18 protein-coding genes are annotated in these 16,792 nt (G+C 65.2%); 9 read left to right on the top strand and 9 right to left on the bottom strand.

The window, feature by feature from the left end; genetic code table 11:
* Positions 1-87: 87 nt before the first annotated feature.
* Positions 88-303, top strand: coding sequence for a hypothetical protein (locus tag EDE12_RS12025; RefSeq protein WP_245275768.1), 216 nt, complete (start codon positions 88-90; stop codon positions 301-303).
* 9 nt (positions 304-312) lie between these two features.
* On the opposite strand, the gene dprA is transcribed toward EDE12_RS12025, so the two are convergent.
* Together dprA and plsY are read right to left on the bottom strand one after the other, a co-directional pair.
* Positions 313-1,557 (bottom strand): DNA-processing protein DprA, encoded by a 1,245-nt coding sequence (dprA, locus tag EDE12_RS12020; RefSeq protein ID WP_026598795.1) that lies wholly within the window; start codon positions 1,555-1,557, stop codon positions 313-315.
* The gene (gene plsY, locus EDE12_RS12015) at positions 1,554-2,183 is read right to left on the bottom strand and encodes a glycerol-3-phosphate 1-O-acyltransferase PlsY (protein WP_051592495.1); all 630 of its coding nucleotides are present in this window, start codon (positions 2,181-2,183) and stop codon (positions 1,554-1,556) included. Before plsY ends, dprA begins: the two co-directional genes overlap by 4 nt.
* 161 nt (positions 2,184-2,344) lie before the next feature.
* Between plsY and EDE12_RS12010 the strand changes: the two genes are divergently transcribed.
* The 4 genes from EDE12_RS12010 to xth all read left to right on the top strand — a co-directional run bounded on the left by EDE12_RS12010 (position 2,345) and on the right by xth (position 6,897).
* Positions 2,345-3,442 carry a helix-turn-helix transcriptional regulator gene (locus EDE12_RS12010; RefSeq protein ID WP_026598797.1) on the top strand — a complete coding sequence of 366 codons (1,098 nt, stop codon included), beginning with the start codon at positions 2,345-2,347 and terminating at the stop codon, positions 3,440-3,442.
* 41 nt (positions 3,443-3,483) lie between these two features.
* The gene (locus EDE12_RS12005) at positions 3,484-4,845 is read left to right on the top strand and encodes a WYL domain-containing protein (protein WP_026598798.1); all 1,362 of its coding nucleotides are present in this window, start codon (positions 3,484-3,486) and stop codon (positions 4,843-4,845) included.
* Positions 4,846-4,974: 129 nt separating this feature from the next.
* Entirely contained in the window at positions 4,975-6,054 is a 1,080-nt protein-coding gene (locus EDE12_RS12000) for a TIGR01620 family protein (RefSeq protein WP_026598799.1), read from the top strand.
* A gap of 42 nt (positions 6,055-6,096) precedes the next feature.
* Positions 6,097-6,897 (top strand): exodeoxyribonuclease III, encoded by an 801-nt coding sequence (xth, locus tag EDE12_RS11995; protein ID WP_026598800.1) that lies wholly within the window; start codon positions 6,097-6,099, stop codon positions 6,895-6,897.
* An 8-nt stretch (positions 6,898-6,905) separates the two neighbouring features.
* Here xth and EDE12_RS11990 read toward each other — a convergent pair whose 3' ends face one another.
* Positions 6,906-7,424 carry a hypothetical protein gene (locus tag EDE12_RS11990; protein ID WP_024880158.1) on the bottom strand — a complete coding sequence of 173 codons (519 nt, stop codon included), beginning with the start codon at positions 7,422-7,424 and terminating at the stop codon, positions 6,906-6,908.
* A 347-nt stretch (positions 7,425-7,771) separates the two neighbouring features.
* Between EDE12_RS11990 and EDE12_RS11985 the strand changes: the two genes are divergently transcribed.
* Entirely contained in the window at positions 7,772-8,422 is a 651-nt protein-coding gene (locus EDE12_RS11985; RefSeq protein WP_026598801.1) for a hypothetical protein, read from the top strand.
* A 206-nt stretch (positions 8,423-8,628) separates the two neighbouring features.
* Complete coding sequence (locus tag EDE12_RS11980) at positions 8,629-9,228, top strand: superoxide dismutase (protein WP_024880160.1); 600 nt, start codon at positions 8,629-8,631, stop codon at positions 9,226-9,228.
* Positions 9,229-9,303: 75 nt separating this feature from the next.
* On the opposite strand, the gene EDE12_RS21870 is transcribed toward EDE12_RS11980, so the two are convergent.
* Complete coding sequence (locus tag EDE12_RS21870) at positions 9,304-9,459, bottom strand: hypothetical protein (protein ID WP_157198941.1); 156 nt, start codon at positions 9,457-9,459, stop codon at positions 9,304-9,306.
* Entirely contained in the window at positions 9,460-10,662 is a 1,203-nt protein-coding gene (locus tag EDE12_RS11975) for a pyridoxal phosphate-dependent aminotransferase (RefSeq protein WP_026598802.1), read from the bottom strand.
* A gap of 177 nt (positions 10,663-10,839) precedes the next feature.
* Here EDE12_RS11975 and EDE12_RS11970 point away from each other — a divergent pair, with 177 nt between their 5' ends.
* Both EDE12_RS11970 and EDE12_RS11965 read left to right on the top strand, forming a co-directional pair.
* Positions 10,840-12,075 (top strand): glycosyltransferase family 87 protein, encoded by a 1,236-nt coding sequence (locus tag EDE12_RS11970; RefSeq protein WP_036290940.1) that lies wholly within the window; start codon positions 10,840-10,842, stop codon positions 12,073-12,075.
* Between the two features lie 99 nt (positions 12,076-12,174).
* The gene (locus tag EDE12_RS11965) at positions 12,175-12,477 is read left to right on the top strand and encodes a hypothetical protein (protein ID WP_245275769.1); all 303 of its coding nucleotides are present in this window, start codon (positions 12,175-12,177) and stop codon (positions 12,475-12,477) included.
* Positions 12,478-12,538: 61 nt separating this feature from the next.
* Here the strand turns inward: EDE12_RS11965 and EDE12_RS11960 are convergent, their stop codons facing one another.
* From EDE12_RS11960 to EDE12_RS11945, 4 genes are all read right to left on the bottom strand, one after another.
* Positions 12,539-13,153, bottom strand: coding sequence for a copper chaperone PCu(A)C (locus EDE12_RS11960; protein ID WP_026598803.1), 615 nt, complete (start codon positions 13,151-13,153; stop codon positions 12,539-12,541).
* Positions 13,154-13,284: 131 nt separating this feature from the next.
* Positions 13,285-15,228, bottom strand: a complete 1,944-nt coding sequence (locus tag EDE12_RS11955) for a c-type cytochrome (RefSeq protein ID WP_026598804.1) — start codon at positions 15,226-15,228, stop codon at positions 13,285-13,287.
* Positions 15,229-15,319: 91 nt separating this feature from the next.
* A complete protein-coding gene (locus EDE12_RS11950; RefSeq protein WP_024880168.1) occupies positions 15,320-15,685 on the bottom strand; it encodes a copper resistance CopC family protein in 366 nt (121 codons plus the stop codon).
* A gap of 76 nt (positions 15,686-15,761) precedes the next feature.
* Positions 15,762-16,274: a hypothetical protein gene (locus EDE12_RS11945; RefSeq protein WP_245275770.1), complete on the bottom strand. Its 513-nt coding sequence runs from the start codon at positions 16,272-16,274 to the stop codon at positions 15,762-15,764.
* Positions 16,275-16,792 lie beyond the last annotated feature (518 nt).

Genomic DNA, 16,792 nt, shown 5'->3' with positions numbered 1-16,792 from the left:
ACAAGCTGTCGGCGACGAGGCATTTTACGACTGTAAGTTGAATATCTGTATCGCCGCCGCCATCCAATGCGCCGATGCGAGGAGCCGATGTCGAAGAGCGCAAAAGCAACTTCCGACGAGATGGACGCGCAAGAAGCATCGACGGCTTCTCTCGCTGTCTATATCGCGCAAATGGCGGGCGAGCTGGCGACGATGGCGGACCGGTCCGATCTCACCATGCTCGCCTATTTCCTCAATCTGGCGCGCGTCGAGGCCGAGACGAAATCACGCGAGCGCGCCGCCGACTCCCGCGGCCGCGCATAAAGCCTCAAATCAAGCCAGCGAGACGAGATTGGCGCCGTGGCGCGCGAGCCGCCCGGCGAGATCGAGTTCCAGCAGCGCGGCGTTGACCTCGCGCGCGGGAAGACCAGCGGCGCGCACGAGATCGTCGATGGCGACCGGCGACGGGCCGAGCAGCGCCATGACGCGCGCGAGCGGATCGACCGTCTCCGCCTCTCGCGTCGGCGCAGCGACGATCGGCGCGCTCTCCGGCTGCGGCGCGATGGGAGCGACGCGCTCATGCATGAAATTCGGCGCCCGTTCCTGCAACGAGAAGAGATCGTCCATCTCTTCCCAGAACGGCTCCTCCTTGGGCGCGCCCTCCCCTTCGCCGAAGAGATCGCCCTGCCTGCCGGCGCCGGCGGCGAGCGCACGGGTGACATCCTCCGCCCCGGCGCAGAGCGTCGCGCCCTGGCGCAGCAGATCATTGGTTCCTTCGGCGCGCGGATCGAGCGGCGAACCGGGAACGGCGAACACCTCGCGGCCCTGCTCCATGGCGAAGCGCGCGGTGATGAGCGAGCCGGAGCGGCGCGCCGCCTCCACGACCACGACGCCGCGCGACAGGCCCGAGACGATGCGATTGCGGCGTGGAAAATCGCGCCCGCGCGGCTCCCATTCGAGCGGCATTTCCGTCACCACTGCGCCGCCGCGCGCGATGATCTCCTCGATCAAGGGGCGATGCTCATTGGGATAGGGCCGCGCATGACCGCCGGCGAGGACGGCGATGGTTCCCGCCGCGAGGCTCGCGCGATGGGCCGAGAGATCGACGCCGCGCGCGAGGCCTGAGACGATGACGTAATTTTCCCGCGCGAGGCCCTGCGCCAGACGCTCGGCGAAGGTGAGCCCGGCCGCCGAGGCGTTGCGCGAGCCGACGATGGCGACGCAAGGACGCGACAGGATTTCCGCCGAGCCGCGCAGCGCAAGCAGCGGCGGCGCCGCCTCTATCGCGCGCAGCGGCTGAGGATAATCGGCGTCGCCGAGCGAGACGAAGCGCACGCCGAGCTTGGCCGAGCGCTCAATCTCGGCGCGCACGTCGTCCGGCTCGGCGATGCGGATCATGCGCCCATGGGCGGAGCGCGCGAGCAGATCTGGAAGCGCCTCCAGCGCCGCCTGCGCGCCGCCGAACTTATTGACGAGTTGGCGAAAGGTGCGCGGCCCGACATTCTCCGAACGAATGAGCCGCAGCCAATGAAAGAGCTGCTCCTCCGTCAAGCGCGTCGCGGAGGAGGAAGCGCTCATGCCTTCTGCCCGATACGGCTCTCATTGCCGGAGAGCAGGCGGCGAATATTGTCGCGATGCTTCCACCACAGCAGCGCCGCCATGACCGCGAAGACGATGGCCTCGCGACCATGGCCCATCGCCGCGAGAACGAGCGGCGAAGCGAGGCTCGCCGCCAGCGCCGAGAGCGAGGAGTAGCGGAACAGCGCCGCCATCGACAGCCAGATGGCCGCGAAAGCGAGGCCCGCTGGCCAACTGATTCCGAACAGCGCGCCCAAGAATGTCGCGACGCCCTTGCCGCCGCGAAAGCGCAACCAGACGGGCGCGATATGGCCGATAAAAGCGGCCGCCGCGGCGATGACGGCGCCGTCCGGCGCGATTAGCGCGCCGATGAGCGCGGCGGCGACGCCTTTGAGCGCATCGAGCAGCAGAGTCGCCGCGGCGAGATCCTTGCGCCCGGTGCGCAGAACATTGGTCGCGCCTATATTGCCGGAGCCGATCGAGCGAATGTCGGTCGTCCCCGCGAGCCGCGTCAGCAAAAGGCCGAAGGGGATCGAGCCGAGCAGATAGCCGACCGCCAGCGCGCCGAGCTCTGGAAAAGGAGAAAACGCCAAGGAGAAAGACCCGCGCCGCGCCGCCGGCGCCATTCGCCGAACGCGGCGCGCAAACTAATCGAGCGCGCCGCTCGCCGCAAGCCGAGCGCGAAGCGGCGCCGAAATGCGAGACGCCCCGCGCTGGCGCGAAAGCTGCTTCGACGTCCGCCCAAGCTTGGTTTTCTCATTTCGAAAATTCATATTCGAGCCCGGCCATGATCGATTTCGAAAGCCTCGTCGAGCTCATCTATCGCGCCGCCACAGATCCCGATCTCTGGCCGCGCGCGATGCACGAGCTCGCCGCCTCGGCGGACGCCGCCGGCGGAATCATTCTCACGCGGCGCAGCGACTCCTGGGTCGGCTGGCGCCATTCCCCCGCAATGGTCGGCGTCGACGACTATCTGCGGTCGCCGGCCAGCGCGCGCAGCGAGGCGCCCATAAGGCTGCTCGCCGCCGACAGGGCGGGATTCATCGACGCCGCGACAGTGTTCACGCCGGAGGAATGGCTCGCCGATCCGGTGATGACGCATTGGGGAACCCCCAATGGCATAGGCCATGCCGCCGCCACGGCCATGCCCATGCCGACAGAGGATTTCGTGGTGGTTCATATCAGCCGACGCATCGACCAGCCGGCCTTCACAGCCGCCGATATCGCGCGGCTCGACGCGTTTCGTCCGCATCTCGCGCGCGCCGGCTTTCTCGCGGCGCGCTGGCGGCTCGAGCGGCTGCGCGCCGCCACCGAGGCGCTCGCGCTGATCGGCCTCCCGGCCGCCGCTCTCGACGCGCGCGGGCGCGCCCTGGCCGCCAATTCGCTCATCGAGAAGATGACGCCTCATGTCAAATGGCTGCCCGACGACCGCGTCGCTCTCGCCGACTCCGCCGCCAATGGCATGCTGCGGCGCGCGCTCGCCGATGTGTCGAGCCTCGCTGCGACGACGGCGCGCTCCTTTCCGGCCCGCGGCCGCGACGGCGACGCCGCGGTCGTCCATCTCATTCCGATGGCGGGCGAATCGCGCGATCTCTTCGACGGCGGATGCGCGCTTCTGGTGGTCGCGCCCATAGCGCTCCGCCAAGCGCCCGACGCCACGGTGATCCGCGGCCTCTTCGATCTCACCGCCGCCGAGACTTGCGTCGCCAGCGGAATCGTCTCGGGCCTGTCGCTGGAACAGATCGCCCGCCGTCAGGGCACGACGCCCGCGACCGTTCGCAGCCAGCTCAAGAGCGTGTTCGCCAAAACCGGCGTCGGCCGACAGTCCGGCCTCGTCGCGCTGCTGGCGAGCCAGCTCAAGCCGCCCTATCCGCCGAAGGAATAGGGGCGCGATCCGCCACCCGTCCCGTGCTAGCTTCGCGGCCCATGTCGCGCGCCGGCCGCCTCTTCGAACTCTTGCAGCTCCTGCGTGGGCGCCGACGCCCGGTCAGCGGCGCCGAGCTCGCACGCGCGGCCGGCGTCTCCTTGCGCACGCTCTATCGCGACATCGCCGCGCTGCAGGCGATGGGCGCGGAGATCGAGGGCGAGCCCGGCGTCGGCTATGTCCTGCGGCCCGGCTTTCTGCTGCCGCCGCTGATGTTCTCGGAGGAAGAGATCGAGGCGCTGGAGCTCGGCGCCAAATGGGTGGCGCAGCGCACCGATGACGGACTTTCGCGCGCGGCGCAGAGCGCGATGGCGAAAATATCCGCCGTTCTCCCGCAAGGACGGTCGCGCGCGCAGGACGATGCGCTGATCGTCGGCCCGCCTTGGTCGCGAGCGCATGTCGCCGAGCTGAAGCTGTTGCGCCGCGCACTGCGTGAGGAGCGCAAGCTCGCCATCTCCTACGCCGACGGCAAAGGCGCGCGCACGAGGCGCGTCGTCTGGCCGGTCGCGCTGGGCTTTTTCGAATCCGCCCGCGTGCTCGTCGCCTGGTGCGAGCTGAGAGGCGATTTTCGCCATTTCCGCGCGGATCGCATCGAGGCGGCGGAAATGCTGGAGGAGCGCCCGCCGCGCCGACGCCAGACGCTGCAAAAGGAGTGGCGTCGCTCGATGCTGACAGAATCTGACAGCGTGACGGCTTATGGACGTGCGGCGTCCTCGACCACAAAAGGAAATTCCATGTCCGAGATCGTCTTCTACACCAATCCGCAATCGCGCGGCATGATCGTGCATTGGCTGCTCGAGGAGATCGGCGCGCCCTATTCCATCGAGATCGAGGAATATGGCACCTCGATCAAATCGCCCGAGTTCCTCGCGATCAATCCAATGGGCAAGGTGCCGGCGATCCGCCACGGCGACAAGGTGGTGACGGAGGCCGCGGCCATCTGCGCCTATCTCGCCGATGCGTTTCCGCAAGCCGGCCTCGCGCCGCCGACGGCCGAGCGCAGCGCCTATTATCGCTGGCTGTTCTTCGCCGCCGGCTGCGTGGAGCCGGCGATGAGCAATCATTCCGTCGGCTGGGACCCGGCCGCGGACAGGCAGCGGAGCTTCGGCTACGGCTCATACGCCGCCGTGCTGGACACTCTGGCGAAAGCGCTGGCGGGACGGCGCTATATCGCCGGCGACGCCTTCAGCGCGGCCGATGTCTATCTCGGCTCGATGATCGGCTTCGGCATGCGCTTCGGCGTGCTGGAGAAGCGGCCGGAGTTCGAAGCCTATTGGGGCGGCCTGGAGAATCGCCCGGCGCGGCTGCGCGCGCTCGAGCAGAACGAGAAGCTCGCCGCGCGGCAGGCCTGGGCGCCGGCCTGAGCCGGGGCGGGACGGCCCCGCCCCCGATGATTTCTGTCGAGAGCTCGGCGCAGGCGGCAATTTTTACGGGCGGAGCGGTTTGCCATGCGCTAGAAAGCTGCGGGGCGAAGCGCCATCGAAGCGACAGAGATGACGGAACCAGAACGCAGACCGCGCCCGCGCGCCTTCCGCCTCGACGGCGAGCAGATCGTTCCCCCCAAGAGCGCGAAGCCGCTGGAGGCGGAGCGAGTCCAGCCCAGCGTCTTCGAGGCGCAGATCGACGTCTTCGCGCTCGAGGCCGAGGCGGCGCCGCGCGGTTTCGTCGAGGGGGAGAAGGCGATCGAGGCCGCGCAGAAGCGCGGCGTGCTGCGCAGCATGCTGGTCTCCTGGGGCGGATTGTTCATCTCGGCCGTGGCGGGGCTGCTGTCGCTGGCCGGCGGCATGTGGCTCACCAATCTGGTCGAGGATCTCTTCGCGCATTCGGCCATGCTCGGAACTGTCGGGCTCGCGCTCGCCGGCCTGGCGCTCGTCGCCGCCGCGGCGATGCTGACCAAGGAGATCGCCGCCATCGCGCGGCAGAATCGCATCGCCAAGCTGCATATCGCCCTCGCCGATGCGCGGCTGCGCGACGACATCAAAGCCGCGCGCGAGCATGTGAAGGAGCTGTGCAAGCTCTATGAGGACCGCCCCGAAACCGGCCGGGCGCGCGCGCTGGTGCTGGAATTCTCGCAGCAGATCATCGACGGGCGCGATCTCGTCGATCTCGCCGAGCGCCATCTCGCGCATCCGCTGGACGCGCAGGCGCGGCGCGAGATCGCCGACGCCTCCAAGCGCGTCTCCATCGTCACCACGGTCAGCCCACGCGCGCTGCTCGACGTTCTGTTCGTCGCCGCGCAGGCGATAAGGCTGATGCGCCGCATCGCCGAAATCTATGGCGGACGGCCGGGAATGCTGGGCTTCTTCAAGCTCGCGCGCTCGGTCGGCGCGCATCTCGCCATCACCGGCGGGCTCGCCATCGGCGATTCGCTGCTACAGCAGGTGGTCGGCCATGGCATCGCCGCCAAGCTCTCCGCCAAGCTCGGCGAGGGCGTGCTCAACGGCCTATTGACCGCGCGCGTCGGCCTCTCGGCCATGGCGGTCTGCCGGCCCATGCCCTTCAGCGCCGAAAAGCCGCCCGGCGTCGCCGATGTGGCGCCTTTCTTGTTCGGCGACCGCAGCAGCGGCGGCTGACGATATGGCGGCGCGGATTTTCCCTCTCGAGAAGACAAACGGATGAAGATCACCACCTGGAACATCAATTCCGTGCGCCTGCGCATGCCGATCGTCGCGCAATTCTTGAAGGAGCACGCGCCGGACGTCATCTGCCTGCAGGAGACCAAGTGCCGCAACGCCGAATTTCCCTATTCGGATTTTCGCGCGCTCGGCTATGAGCATTTCGCCATCAATGGCCAGAAGGGCTATCACGGCGTCGCCATCGTCTCGAAACAGCCGCTGGAGCTATTAGAGACGCGCGATTTCTGCGAGAAAGGCGACGCGCGCCATGTGTCGGTCGGCGTCCCCAATGGCGGGGCGCCGGTCACGATCCATAATTTCTACGTGCCGGCCGGCGGCGACGAGCCTAATCGCGAGATCAATCCGAAATTCGCCCATAAGCTCGATTTTCTGGACGAGATGGCGGAATGGATTCAGCGTGATCGCGTGACCGACGGCCGCGTCGTGCTGGTCGGCGACCTCAATATCGCGCCGCTGGAGCAGGACGTCTGGAGCCATAAGGCGCTGCTCCAAGTGGTGAGCCACACGCCGATCGAGGTGGAGAAGCTCGGCCGCGTGGTCGAGGCCGGGCGCTGGATCGACACGATGCGCCGCTTCGTGCCCAAGGAGGAGAAGCTCTATACGTGGTGGAGCTATCGCGCCTCGGATTGGGAGAAATCCGACCGCGGCCGCCGGCTCGATCACATTTGGGCGAGCGAGGCGCTCTCCGGCGCGCTCGAGCAGATGCATGTGCTGCGCGAGGCGCGCAATTGGACGCGCCCCTCCGACCATGTGCCGGTGACGATCTCACTGGCGGTCTGAAAACCGAGTCAGGCGTTGACCTGCGCTCGCAGCTCGGAGAGCGAGGCGAAGCGCCGCACGCGGCCCTCGCCGCGAATCTCGACCGAGCCGTCGGAAAACATCACATAGAGCGCGCCGCCATTCTCATAGCGGTCGACCTCGACCGGCTCCGCCTCGACATAGCGCTTGGGCGCATAGGCCTCGAAGCCAGGCGGCGGCGCCATGGCTGTCGGCGGGGCCATCGCCGGCGGCGGCTCCATCTCCGGCGCGAGGGCCGGCTGCGAAATCACGGGCGCCGGCGCGATGCGCGCCGCCTGCGGAGCGAATGTCGCGAGCGCATGGTCGAGACGCGACAGAGCGGCGACGATCGCCAAAGTCACCACGCCGCCCGAGAGAGCCACCGCGCCCGAGATGAACAGGCTCCAGCCGCGCTCGATCTGGATCTTGTCCCAGCCTTCGAACATCGCCGCCACGCCCCAAGTCGTGAGCGCGACGCCGAGCCCCAAGACGCCCCAACGCGTCAGCCGAAAGAACCAGACGCTCCGCATGTTCCGCCTCTTCCTCTCGCATGGCGACCGTGCAACCGGCGACGAGATCACGCGCGAGAATCGTCGCCCGCCATCTGTTAGCACGCCCGCTCGCGGGTCGCGCCGACGGTTTTCGCCAAGCATTCCATGCACGCATTCCGCGCGAGAATTCCGGCGCGAGTGTGGAGAAACGCCGCACGCGCCGTGACCGGCCCCCAAAGATGATATTCAACCCTTTAGAAAACAATATTTCTGCGTCGTAACGTCACATGGAATTCGGTGACGCCGATACAGACATCAATAATGGAGACCAATGTCTCCAGGAGGAAAGTCGGCAACGATCCGCCTATCTCAGGGGAGTCGAAACCATGGATACGCGCTCATCGAGGCGTAATATATTCGCACTGAGCTTTCTCTTCGCTTTGGCGACAGCGGGTTCTGCTTTCGCGCATGGCGGGGTAAAGCTCGAGCAGGACGAATGCGTGACGACAGTCGGTCCGGTGAAGGTGCATTTCATCGGCTATCAGCGAAAAGGCGAGCCGGAGGAGTTCTGCGACGACATCGCCCGGACCGGCCCGACGGTGATCGCGCTCACGGCCATCGATTCCGGTCGCCAGCCGGATTCCTACATGGCCCAGAATCGGGAGGCCGCTGCGCCTGCCGGCCCGGCCGTGGATGTACGCGACATCGCCATTGGCGTGCGCATCGTCAAGGACGGAAGCGACGCCGCGGCGCCGGAGTTCTACGCGCCGCCGAAGATTCATAACAACGCCACCATGACCTTCGAGCATGACTTCAAGGAGCCGGGAAATTATGTGGCCATCATCACCGTCGCCGATCGCGACGGGCATGAGTGGAGCTCGCGCTTTCCCTTCCGCGTCGGCGTGCTCAGCCTGTGGAACACGATCGAATATGTCCTCTACGGGATCGGCTTCCTCGGACTGACCGCCGGTCTGTGGCTGGTGGCCTGGCGGCGCGGAGCGCAGCCGGAGCAGACCGCCCTCCATCAGGCGGAATGACCACAGCCTCGCAGGCGAAATGACCACAGCCCGTCCGATCGAAGATCGGGCGGGCTTTTTTCGCGCCCGGAATGCGCTTGTCGTCCGAGCTTTGCACGAAAATTGTTAGACTGCGGCCGTGCGAGATTGCTTGGAGCCCTGCCGGGTTCTAGGTAGAGGCGAGCGGAGAATGCTGCGCTCGCGAACCCAAGTCAGGAGCAAGGAATATGAGCTTCACCCTTCCCGACCTTCCCTACGCCTATGATGCGCTGCAGCCCTATTTGTCGAAGGAATCCTTCGAGTATCATCACGACAAGCATCATGCGACCTATGTCACCAACGCCAATAATCTGATCAAAGGCACCGAGTTCGAGGGCAAGCCGATCGAGGAGATCATCGTCGCCTCCTACGGCAAGAACGTGCCGATCTTCAACAATGTGGCGCAGATCTACAACCACTCCGAATATTGGAAGTGGCTGAAGCCCAATGGCGGCGGCGCGATTCCCGCCAAGGTCGAGAAGGCGATCGTCGAGTCCTTCGGCTCGGTCGACAAGTTCAAGGAAGAGTTCCAGACCCAGGGTCTCGGCCAGTTCGGCTCGGGCTGGGTGTGGCTCGAGATCAAGGACGGCAAGCTCGCCGTGCGCAAGACCCCGAACGCCGAGAACCCGCTGGTGTTCGGCGCCAAGCCGCTGCTGGTCGCCGATGTGTGGGAGCACGCCTATTACATCGACTACCGCAATCGCCGCGCCGACTTCCTCAAGGCCTTCCTCGAGCATCTCGTGAATTGGGAATATGTCGAGGAGCTCTACGAGGCCGCGACGAAGTAAGACAGTTTCATACGGCGGCGGCGCGATGCGTCGCCGCCGTCAAATAATCTTCTCACTGTCCTCTCGTCGAGAAGTTCAGTGCGCGCGCGGCAAATGCCAAAGCGCCACGAGGATGATTGCGGTCGCGAAGATCGTCAGGCCGCCGAGCCTCGCGGTCACGCGCAATTCGAACGCGCGAAGGTCGGAGCGCAGGATCGATAGGTCGCGCTCGCGATTTGTCGCCTCGGCCATTTACGTCAAGCTCGCGCAGAACCTCTGAATTTTCGTGCAGGCGTCCTCGAGCGTCGCATTGGACGCCGCATAGGAGACGCGGAAATTCGGTCCCGTGCCGAAGGCCGAGCCCTGCACCACGGCGACGCCCTCCGCCTCCAGCAGAGCGGTGACGAAATCGACGTCGCTCGCGATCACCTTGCCCTCCGGCGTCTTGCGGCCGATCGCCTCCTTGCAGGAGGGGAAGACATAGAAGGCGCCCTCGGGCGACGGGCATTGCAGATATTTCGCCTGGCCGAGCATGGAGACGACGAGATCGCGCCGCTCCTGGAACGCTTTGCGGAACACGGCGAGATGATCCTGCGGACCTTCCAGCGCCGCGAGCGCCGCCCATTGCGCGATTGAGCAGGCGCCGGAGGTCTGCTGGCCCTGCAGCATATCCATCGCCTTGATGAGCGGCGCCGGGCCGGCGGCGAAGCCGATGCGCCAGCCGGTCATCGCATAGGCTTTGGAGACGCCGTTCATCGTCAGCGTGCGGTCGAACAGGCCGGGCTCGACCTGCGCGATGGTGGCGAATTTGAAATCGCCATAGACGAGATGTTCATAGATGTCGTCGGTGAGAATATGCACCTGCGGATGGCGCAGCAGCACTTCGGCGACTTGGCTGAGCTCGTCATGCGTATAGGCCGCGCCGGACGGGTTGGAGGGCGAGTTCAGCACCAGCCATTTGGTGCGCGGCGTAATGGCGCGCTCGAGGTCCGCCGCCTGCAGCTTGAAGCCATGCTCCATCGTCGTGTCGACGAAGACAGTGGTTCCGCCGCAAATGGCGACCATCTCCGGATAGCTGACCCAATAGGGCGCCGGGACGATCACCTCGTCGCCGGGATTGATCGTCGCCAGAAAGGCGTTGAAGAGGATGTGCTTGCCGCCGGTGGCGACGATGACGTCCGAGGCCTTGTAGTCGAGGCCGTTCTCGCGCTTGAACTTCTTGGCCACCGCCTCGCGCAGCTGCGGAATGCCGAGCACCGGCGGATAGCGCGTCTCGCCGCGGCGGATCGCCTCGACGGCGGCGTCGCAAATATGCGTCGGCGTGTCGAAGTCCGGCTCGCCCACCGAGAGCGAGATGACCTCCCTGCCCTGCGCTTTGAGATCACGCGCCTTCTGCGTCACGGCGATCGTGGCGGAAGGTTTCACGCGTGACAAAGCGTCGGCGATGAAGGCCATTTGGGGAGCTCCTCTGGGCATGTGTGCGGTGCACAATCAGGTCGAAGATAGACGCGGCGGACGTGCGGGGCAATCGAAAATCAGCCCGCCGCCCCCGCGTCGAAACGAAGCGCTTAACCTCTCCTCCGTAGAATTGCGACGCTCGACTTCACCTCGAGCCGTGGAGAGGCGCGGAACATGTGGGAAAAGCTGTGCAGCGGCGATTGGCTCGACGAAGAGCGTCTGCGCGTCTATCCGGCGATGCTGCTCCTGCTCGCGATCGGCTGTGTCGCGGCCGTGCTGATGACGGCAAAGGGCCGCTTCGACGCCAATGGCCATCCGCTCGGCACGGATTTCAGCCAAGTGTGGGTCGCCGGCCTCGAGACCTTGCGCGGCCATCCGGAACAGCCCTTTGATCTTGCAAGCCACATCGCCGAGCAGCGCGCCGAATTCGGCGCCGGCAGCGACGTCTATGGCTGGCATTACCCGCCCTATTTCCTCGCCCCGGCGACGGCGCTCGCGCATCTTCCCTATCTCGAAGCGCTCGCCGTCTGGCAGATGACGACGCTCGCCCTCTATCTCATCGCCGTGCTCGCGCTCATGCATGGCGGCGCGGCGCCACCCGGGCGCGTCGCGCTTCTCGCGCTCGCCTTTCCGGCGACGCTCGTCAATCTCGGCCATGGGCAGAACGGCTTTTTGACCGCGGCCCTGCTCGGCTTCGGCTTTCTGGCGCTGCCGCGCCGGCCGGCGCTCGCCGGCCTCTGCTTCGCGCTGCTCGCTTATAAGCCGCAATTCGCGCTCGCGCTGCCGGTCGCGCTCATCGTCGGCGGCCATTGGCGCGCGCTCGCTTCGGCCGCCGCCTCGCTCCTCGTGATGACGCTCGCCAGCCTCTTCTTCTTCGGCCCAGAAAGCTGGATCGCCTTTGTTCAGAATCTCGACGTCACGCGCGATCTCGTCGTCGAACGCGGCGCGGCCGGCTTTCCGAAAATCCAGAGCGTCTTCGCAGCGGCGCGCCTGCTCGGCGCCGATATAGCGACGGCCTATGCCGCGCAGACTCTGGCCACGGCGACGACTCTCGCCGCGCTCGTCTGGCTGTGGCGCAGCGGCGCCGATTATCGCGCCAAGGCCGCCGGCGCGATCGTCGCGACATTCCTCACGACGCCCTATTGTCTCGACTACGATATGACGGCGCTCGCGCCCGCCTTCGCGCTGCTCGTCTCCTTTGGGCTCGAACGCGGCTTCGGTCCCTATATGAAAAGCGCTCTCACCGCGGCTTTCATCATTCCGCTCGCGGCGCGCCCCGTGGCAACGGCGACGTCTCTGCCTCTCGGCGCGATCACAATGGCCGCATTGTTCGCGATAATTCTGTCAAATTCGCGCGAGGCATGTTTTCGCCACGCAGGCGCCACTGCGTCGCTACGATCGCCGGCCTGACGACCACAAAAAATTCATCTCGCGAAAAAAACCGGCGCCCGCTGCTCGAGGCGTGAAACTTTTTGGCCGGCGCCGCCGTTTATCATTCGCCGAGCGATCGTGGGAGCGGTCGCGACGCGTCGGACGTTCGGGGGAGCGTCCCGGAGAGGGTGCGTCATGTCGTTGGTGGATAAGTTCGAAAACCGCATGGAGCCGGCTTTTACGCATAGCTTCGATCCGGAATCGGCGCGGCGTCAATTCAGGGTTTCTCTTTTCCTGGTCGCGGCAATGGCGCTCGCCGCCTTTATCCTGGGCTTCGCTCTGCCGCTCAACGCCCCACGCAGCTCGCCGCCGACGCCCGCCGTCTCCTCCGACGCGAGCGATTTTTCCGGTCGCCTTCTCTCTTTGGATTCGGCCGACTGAGCATAAAGAAGCGCGGCCCGGCAATGGCCGAACCGCGCGTCAGACCTCTACGTCTCCAGGGTCACTTCATATCCATGGACTTGTGATCGTCCTTGTGATCGTGATGGTCGTGATGGTCGTGGTGGTGCTCTTCAGCGCCGCCGGCCGGAGACGTCGTGCCGCCTTCCGGATGTGCCTTTTCCCATCGCTGCATCGCCTCGGCGTCATGCGCATGCTTGGCGTCGGGCGCATCGACCGCCGCGTCGACCGTCACTTCACCCGCCTTCTCGAAGACGAGAACGAGTTCCATGCCCCAGCCGACGGGGTTGATCTTCTTGACCTCGGCGAGCACGACATGCGCGCCTTCGGGCGAGAGCGTCGTCGTCTTATTGGCCGCGATGGCGATGCCGCCTTCCGCGATGGTGTGCTTGGCGTCGGCGTGCAAGGTAACCTTGCCGACGTTCGGCGATTTCACCGCAATGAGCTTGTCGGCGCCGCCCTTATTGTGGACGAATGCGTAGAAATAGGCAGTGGTCTCGCCGTCCTTGGGCGCGCGCACCCAGGGATGCTCGATCGTCAGCTTGCCGAGCTCATATTCATGAGCCTGCGCCGCGCGCATCGGAGCCAAAACGCCGCACGCCGCGCCGCCCAATAGAGCGCCGCCAGCCGCCAACAGATCACGCCGCTTGATCATCATGTGCGTTCTCCCTTACTTGCCCGACGAAAGCTCGTCGGCTGCATTCGTCGCTCTTTTCTCGGCGAGGCTCTCGCGGCCCCGTTCCGCCGCATCGCGACCATGCGACGAATTGCGCGCAACTCCTTCGCCGCTCAGTGCTGATGCGGCGAGACATAGACGATCGGCTCTTTCGCGGTCAGCGTGATCTGCGCCTTCAGCAGCGAGACCGCGCCGTCGTCGGTCCCGAAATGGCGGAAGCGGGCTCGAACATAGCCGGAGCGATCGATCAGAAAATGACCTTCCGGAATCTCATTGATGACCGGCTCGTCGAGATAATGATTGATGAGAGAATAAGTGAGCTCTGTGGCGTCCGGATGGCTCGGCGTCAGCGCGCTCGGATCATTCGGGCATTCGCCGAAATAATCGGTGACATGATGCGCGCCCATCGCCTTCACCGTCTCGGCGGCGACTTTCAGACTCGCGACACGATCGGCGAAATCCGCATCCTCCGGCTTGCACCGCGCGAAGGAGACGAGCGTCGGCACGCCGCGCAGCTTCTCGAGGTCGTCGATCTCGCCCTTGGGATCGTCCAGCGCGAAATTGGGCGCGACGAGCCAAGGGATGACGCCCTTCGGACTCAGGAAGCGCGACTGGTTGGAATTCGACAGAACGGTGAGAAAATTGATGAGGTCCCAGCGCTCGTCCTCGGTGACCGCGTCGCCGAAGGCCGGCATGACGCCGCTTTGTCCGCCATAGGTCAGCCAGTGAAAAATATCGCCGAGCGTATGCGTCGCGACATGCGGCGCGGTGAGATCGGCGGGCGGAACCTTGAGACCCTTGGCCATGGGTCCATTGCCCTCGCCGGTGACGCCGTGACAGGCGATGCAATTGGCCTGGAAGGTCTCATAGCCGCGCTTCACCGATGCCGCCGTGTAAGCGATGGGCGGGTCGGTATAGGTCTCGGGATAGGCCTGCACCGACAGTGAGACCGTGCCGCAGACCACCGCCGCCAGCGCCAGCGCCGAGGTCGAATATTTTCGCCAATCGCGGAGCTGCGGCAAAGGCGTGAGCCCCACGGCCGCGACGAGCGCCGGCCCGAACCAGGCGAGGCCGGCGACGACCGCCAGCGCCGCTCCGGCGACGCCCCATTGCCAAGTGGGATCGATCCAGGGCGTGACCTTGAGGCCCCATGTGCCGGCCCAAGTCACGCGGAAAGGAAGCGGCCAATAGACGTTCGTCTCATGCGCCGCCGGCGTGATGGTGGCGATCCAGCCTGCGATGAACAAAAGGCCGAGCGCGCACGCGCCCTCGATGCCGCCGATCTTGCTGTACCAGGCGAAATCGAAGCCCTTCTTGGACTCGGCGAGCGTCAGATAGCGCGCGAGCGAGAGAGCGAGCAGCAGCGCTGCGCAGAGCAGAGCCAATTTGACTGTGAGCAGTCGTCCGTAGGGCGTCGCCAGCATGAAGCCGAAGCTGCCGACCGTCTCCCATGCCAGGATGAGGCCGCTGATCAGCACGATCAGCATCGCGCCCTTGGCGATCATCGACCAGCGCTCGGCGAGACGCCAGGCGACCTCCGGCGGCTTTCCGCGGCCGGTGAACATCCAGTAGACGAGGCCGAGCAGGCCGCCGATCCAGGTGAGGCCCGCCAGTGTGTGGAAGGGGAAGCTCAGCTGCGTGTAGATCGGCAGGCTGTCGTCCACCGCATGGCCAGTGACAGACACGACCGCGAGCACGGCGAGCCCGAGCCCGAGCGTCGCGCGATCGAGCCAGAGATTGGAGATCCGCAGGCGCACCAGCGTCGCGACAGTGAAGACCGCCGCGAGAATCTGCGTCGCCACCCAGGCCTTTCCGATCACCGTGCCGGAAATGAACTGCAGCAGCGCGTCGGCATCGACCGGACGGCCGGCGGGGATGATGGCGCGCGCCGTCGCCACGATGAGGCCGAAGCCGAACAGCAGGCGCAGGACCGCGGCGCCCGCGATCGCTTTTTTGAAGCGCTCGCCGTCCTCCTCTACGAGGCGCGGCAGCAGCAATAGTCCGACGGCGAGAGCGGAAAGAACGCTCTCCACGAAGCGAAGCGTCGCCAATTCCATTGATTTCGACTTCCGTTACGCTCGCGAGCACGGCGCGGCGCCCCGCCGATCGGCGCCGCCCGACATTTTTTAAAGCTGCTCTGAGCCAGACTTAGTGAGCGTCCACCGTGAACTCGTATTTCCCCTCGACGATGTGGCCATCCGAGGAGAGAACGCGATATTTCACGACATATTTGCCCGCCGCCAGATCTGGCGCGTCGAGCGTCAGCTCGCGCGGCTTGTCGGGCGCGCCCTTCGCGCCTTCGACGACGGTCTTGCCATTGGCGTCGAGGATCGCGATCGTCGAATAATTGGGCTCGACGCCGCCGCCGAAGCGCAGCTTCACGAGCTTCGGCGAAGCGGCGACGTGATCCTTCGCCGACGGAGAAGCGTCGACCAGAAAGGAATGAGCGAAGGCCGCGCCGGCGCTCATGCATAGAAATGCCGCCACGAGGCCGGCTCCGAACGTCATCTTCATCGTCGCTCCTCCTATATTATTTGCTTTTCGTATCATGATCTGGTCGGTCGGCCGCATCCGTTCAAGACGGTCGCGTTCACGACGACTTCAGCGCATCAGCAGGATCGGCAGCCTTCGGCTTGGTGTGGCTATGGCGCCAATAAGCGCCGACCATCAGCGCGATCAGCACGACGCCGAGCGCCTGCGGCACGAAGGACCACAGCGTCTGGCCGACCATGAATTTGAACTGCTGGGTCTCTTTCTCGCCATTCGCTCGGGTGAGCGTCACATAGCCGATGAAATGACCCTTTTCGGTGAATTTGTGCTCGAAATTGAAGGTGCCGGTCCTGTAGAGCTTCGGCGGCAGATGAATGATGGTGAGCGGCTCGAGATCCGTATTGGCCGAGATCGGCGTCAGCGGATCGCGAATGATGCGCAGCTCGAGCGGCAGATCGCGAAAATCCGGATTGGCGATATCGAAAGTGAAGATGATCCGGCCGACGATCGGAATATGGTCGCAATATTGATCGCGTGCGCCTTCGGCCTCATAGGCCGTGATGTGGATCATGTCATAGCCGAACATGACCATGCACATATTGTCCATGACCATCGCTTCCGGTCCGTCGCCGCCGGCGCGAGCCGGAGTAGCGGCAAAGGACGCGAAGAACAGCGCAAGCGCCAATAGACACGGTCTCACGGATCGGACGATCATCGCTTTCCTTCCTCCCGACCACGCGCGCCTCTAGGGTCGCCGCGTCGTCTTTTTTTTGCTTCGAGCTTCGAGAGAGCGAGATCGCCTCGCCCTCGCTTGTCCCGATTTTTCTTAGTGCAAAAAGGAATCGATTTGAAATCGCTATTTCGTCGACTTGCCGCAGCCCAGCTCATTCGTGCGAGACCGCCGCCGGAGTGAGACTCTATGGATAAATTCTATGCGTGTTCGGGCGCGGACGCGACAATTTCTCCTGCGTCCAAACGCCGCATATATCGCATTGCGATATAACTGCTGCGTTCTTGCTCCGGGACGCGAAGCGCCCAATGCGCAAAAAGAAACCGGCCGGGCGCGAGGCCCGGCCGGCGATATTTTCAGCCTTCAGAGAGTTCGATCAGGGCATGTCGCCGGCGACGAAC

Source organism: Methylosinus sp. sav-2 (genome assembly GCF_004366495.1).
In the GTDB taxonomy this organism is placed as follows: domain Bacteria; phylum Pseudomonadota; class Alphaproteobacteria; order Rhizobiales; family Beijerinckiaceae; genus Methylosinus.
The sequence above is the reverse complement of the archived record's forward strand: the minus strand, read 5'-3'. Positions and strand labels throughout refer to the sequence as shown.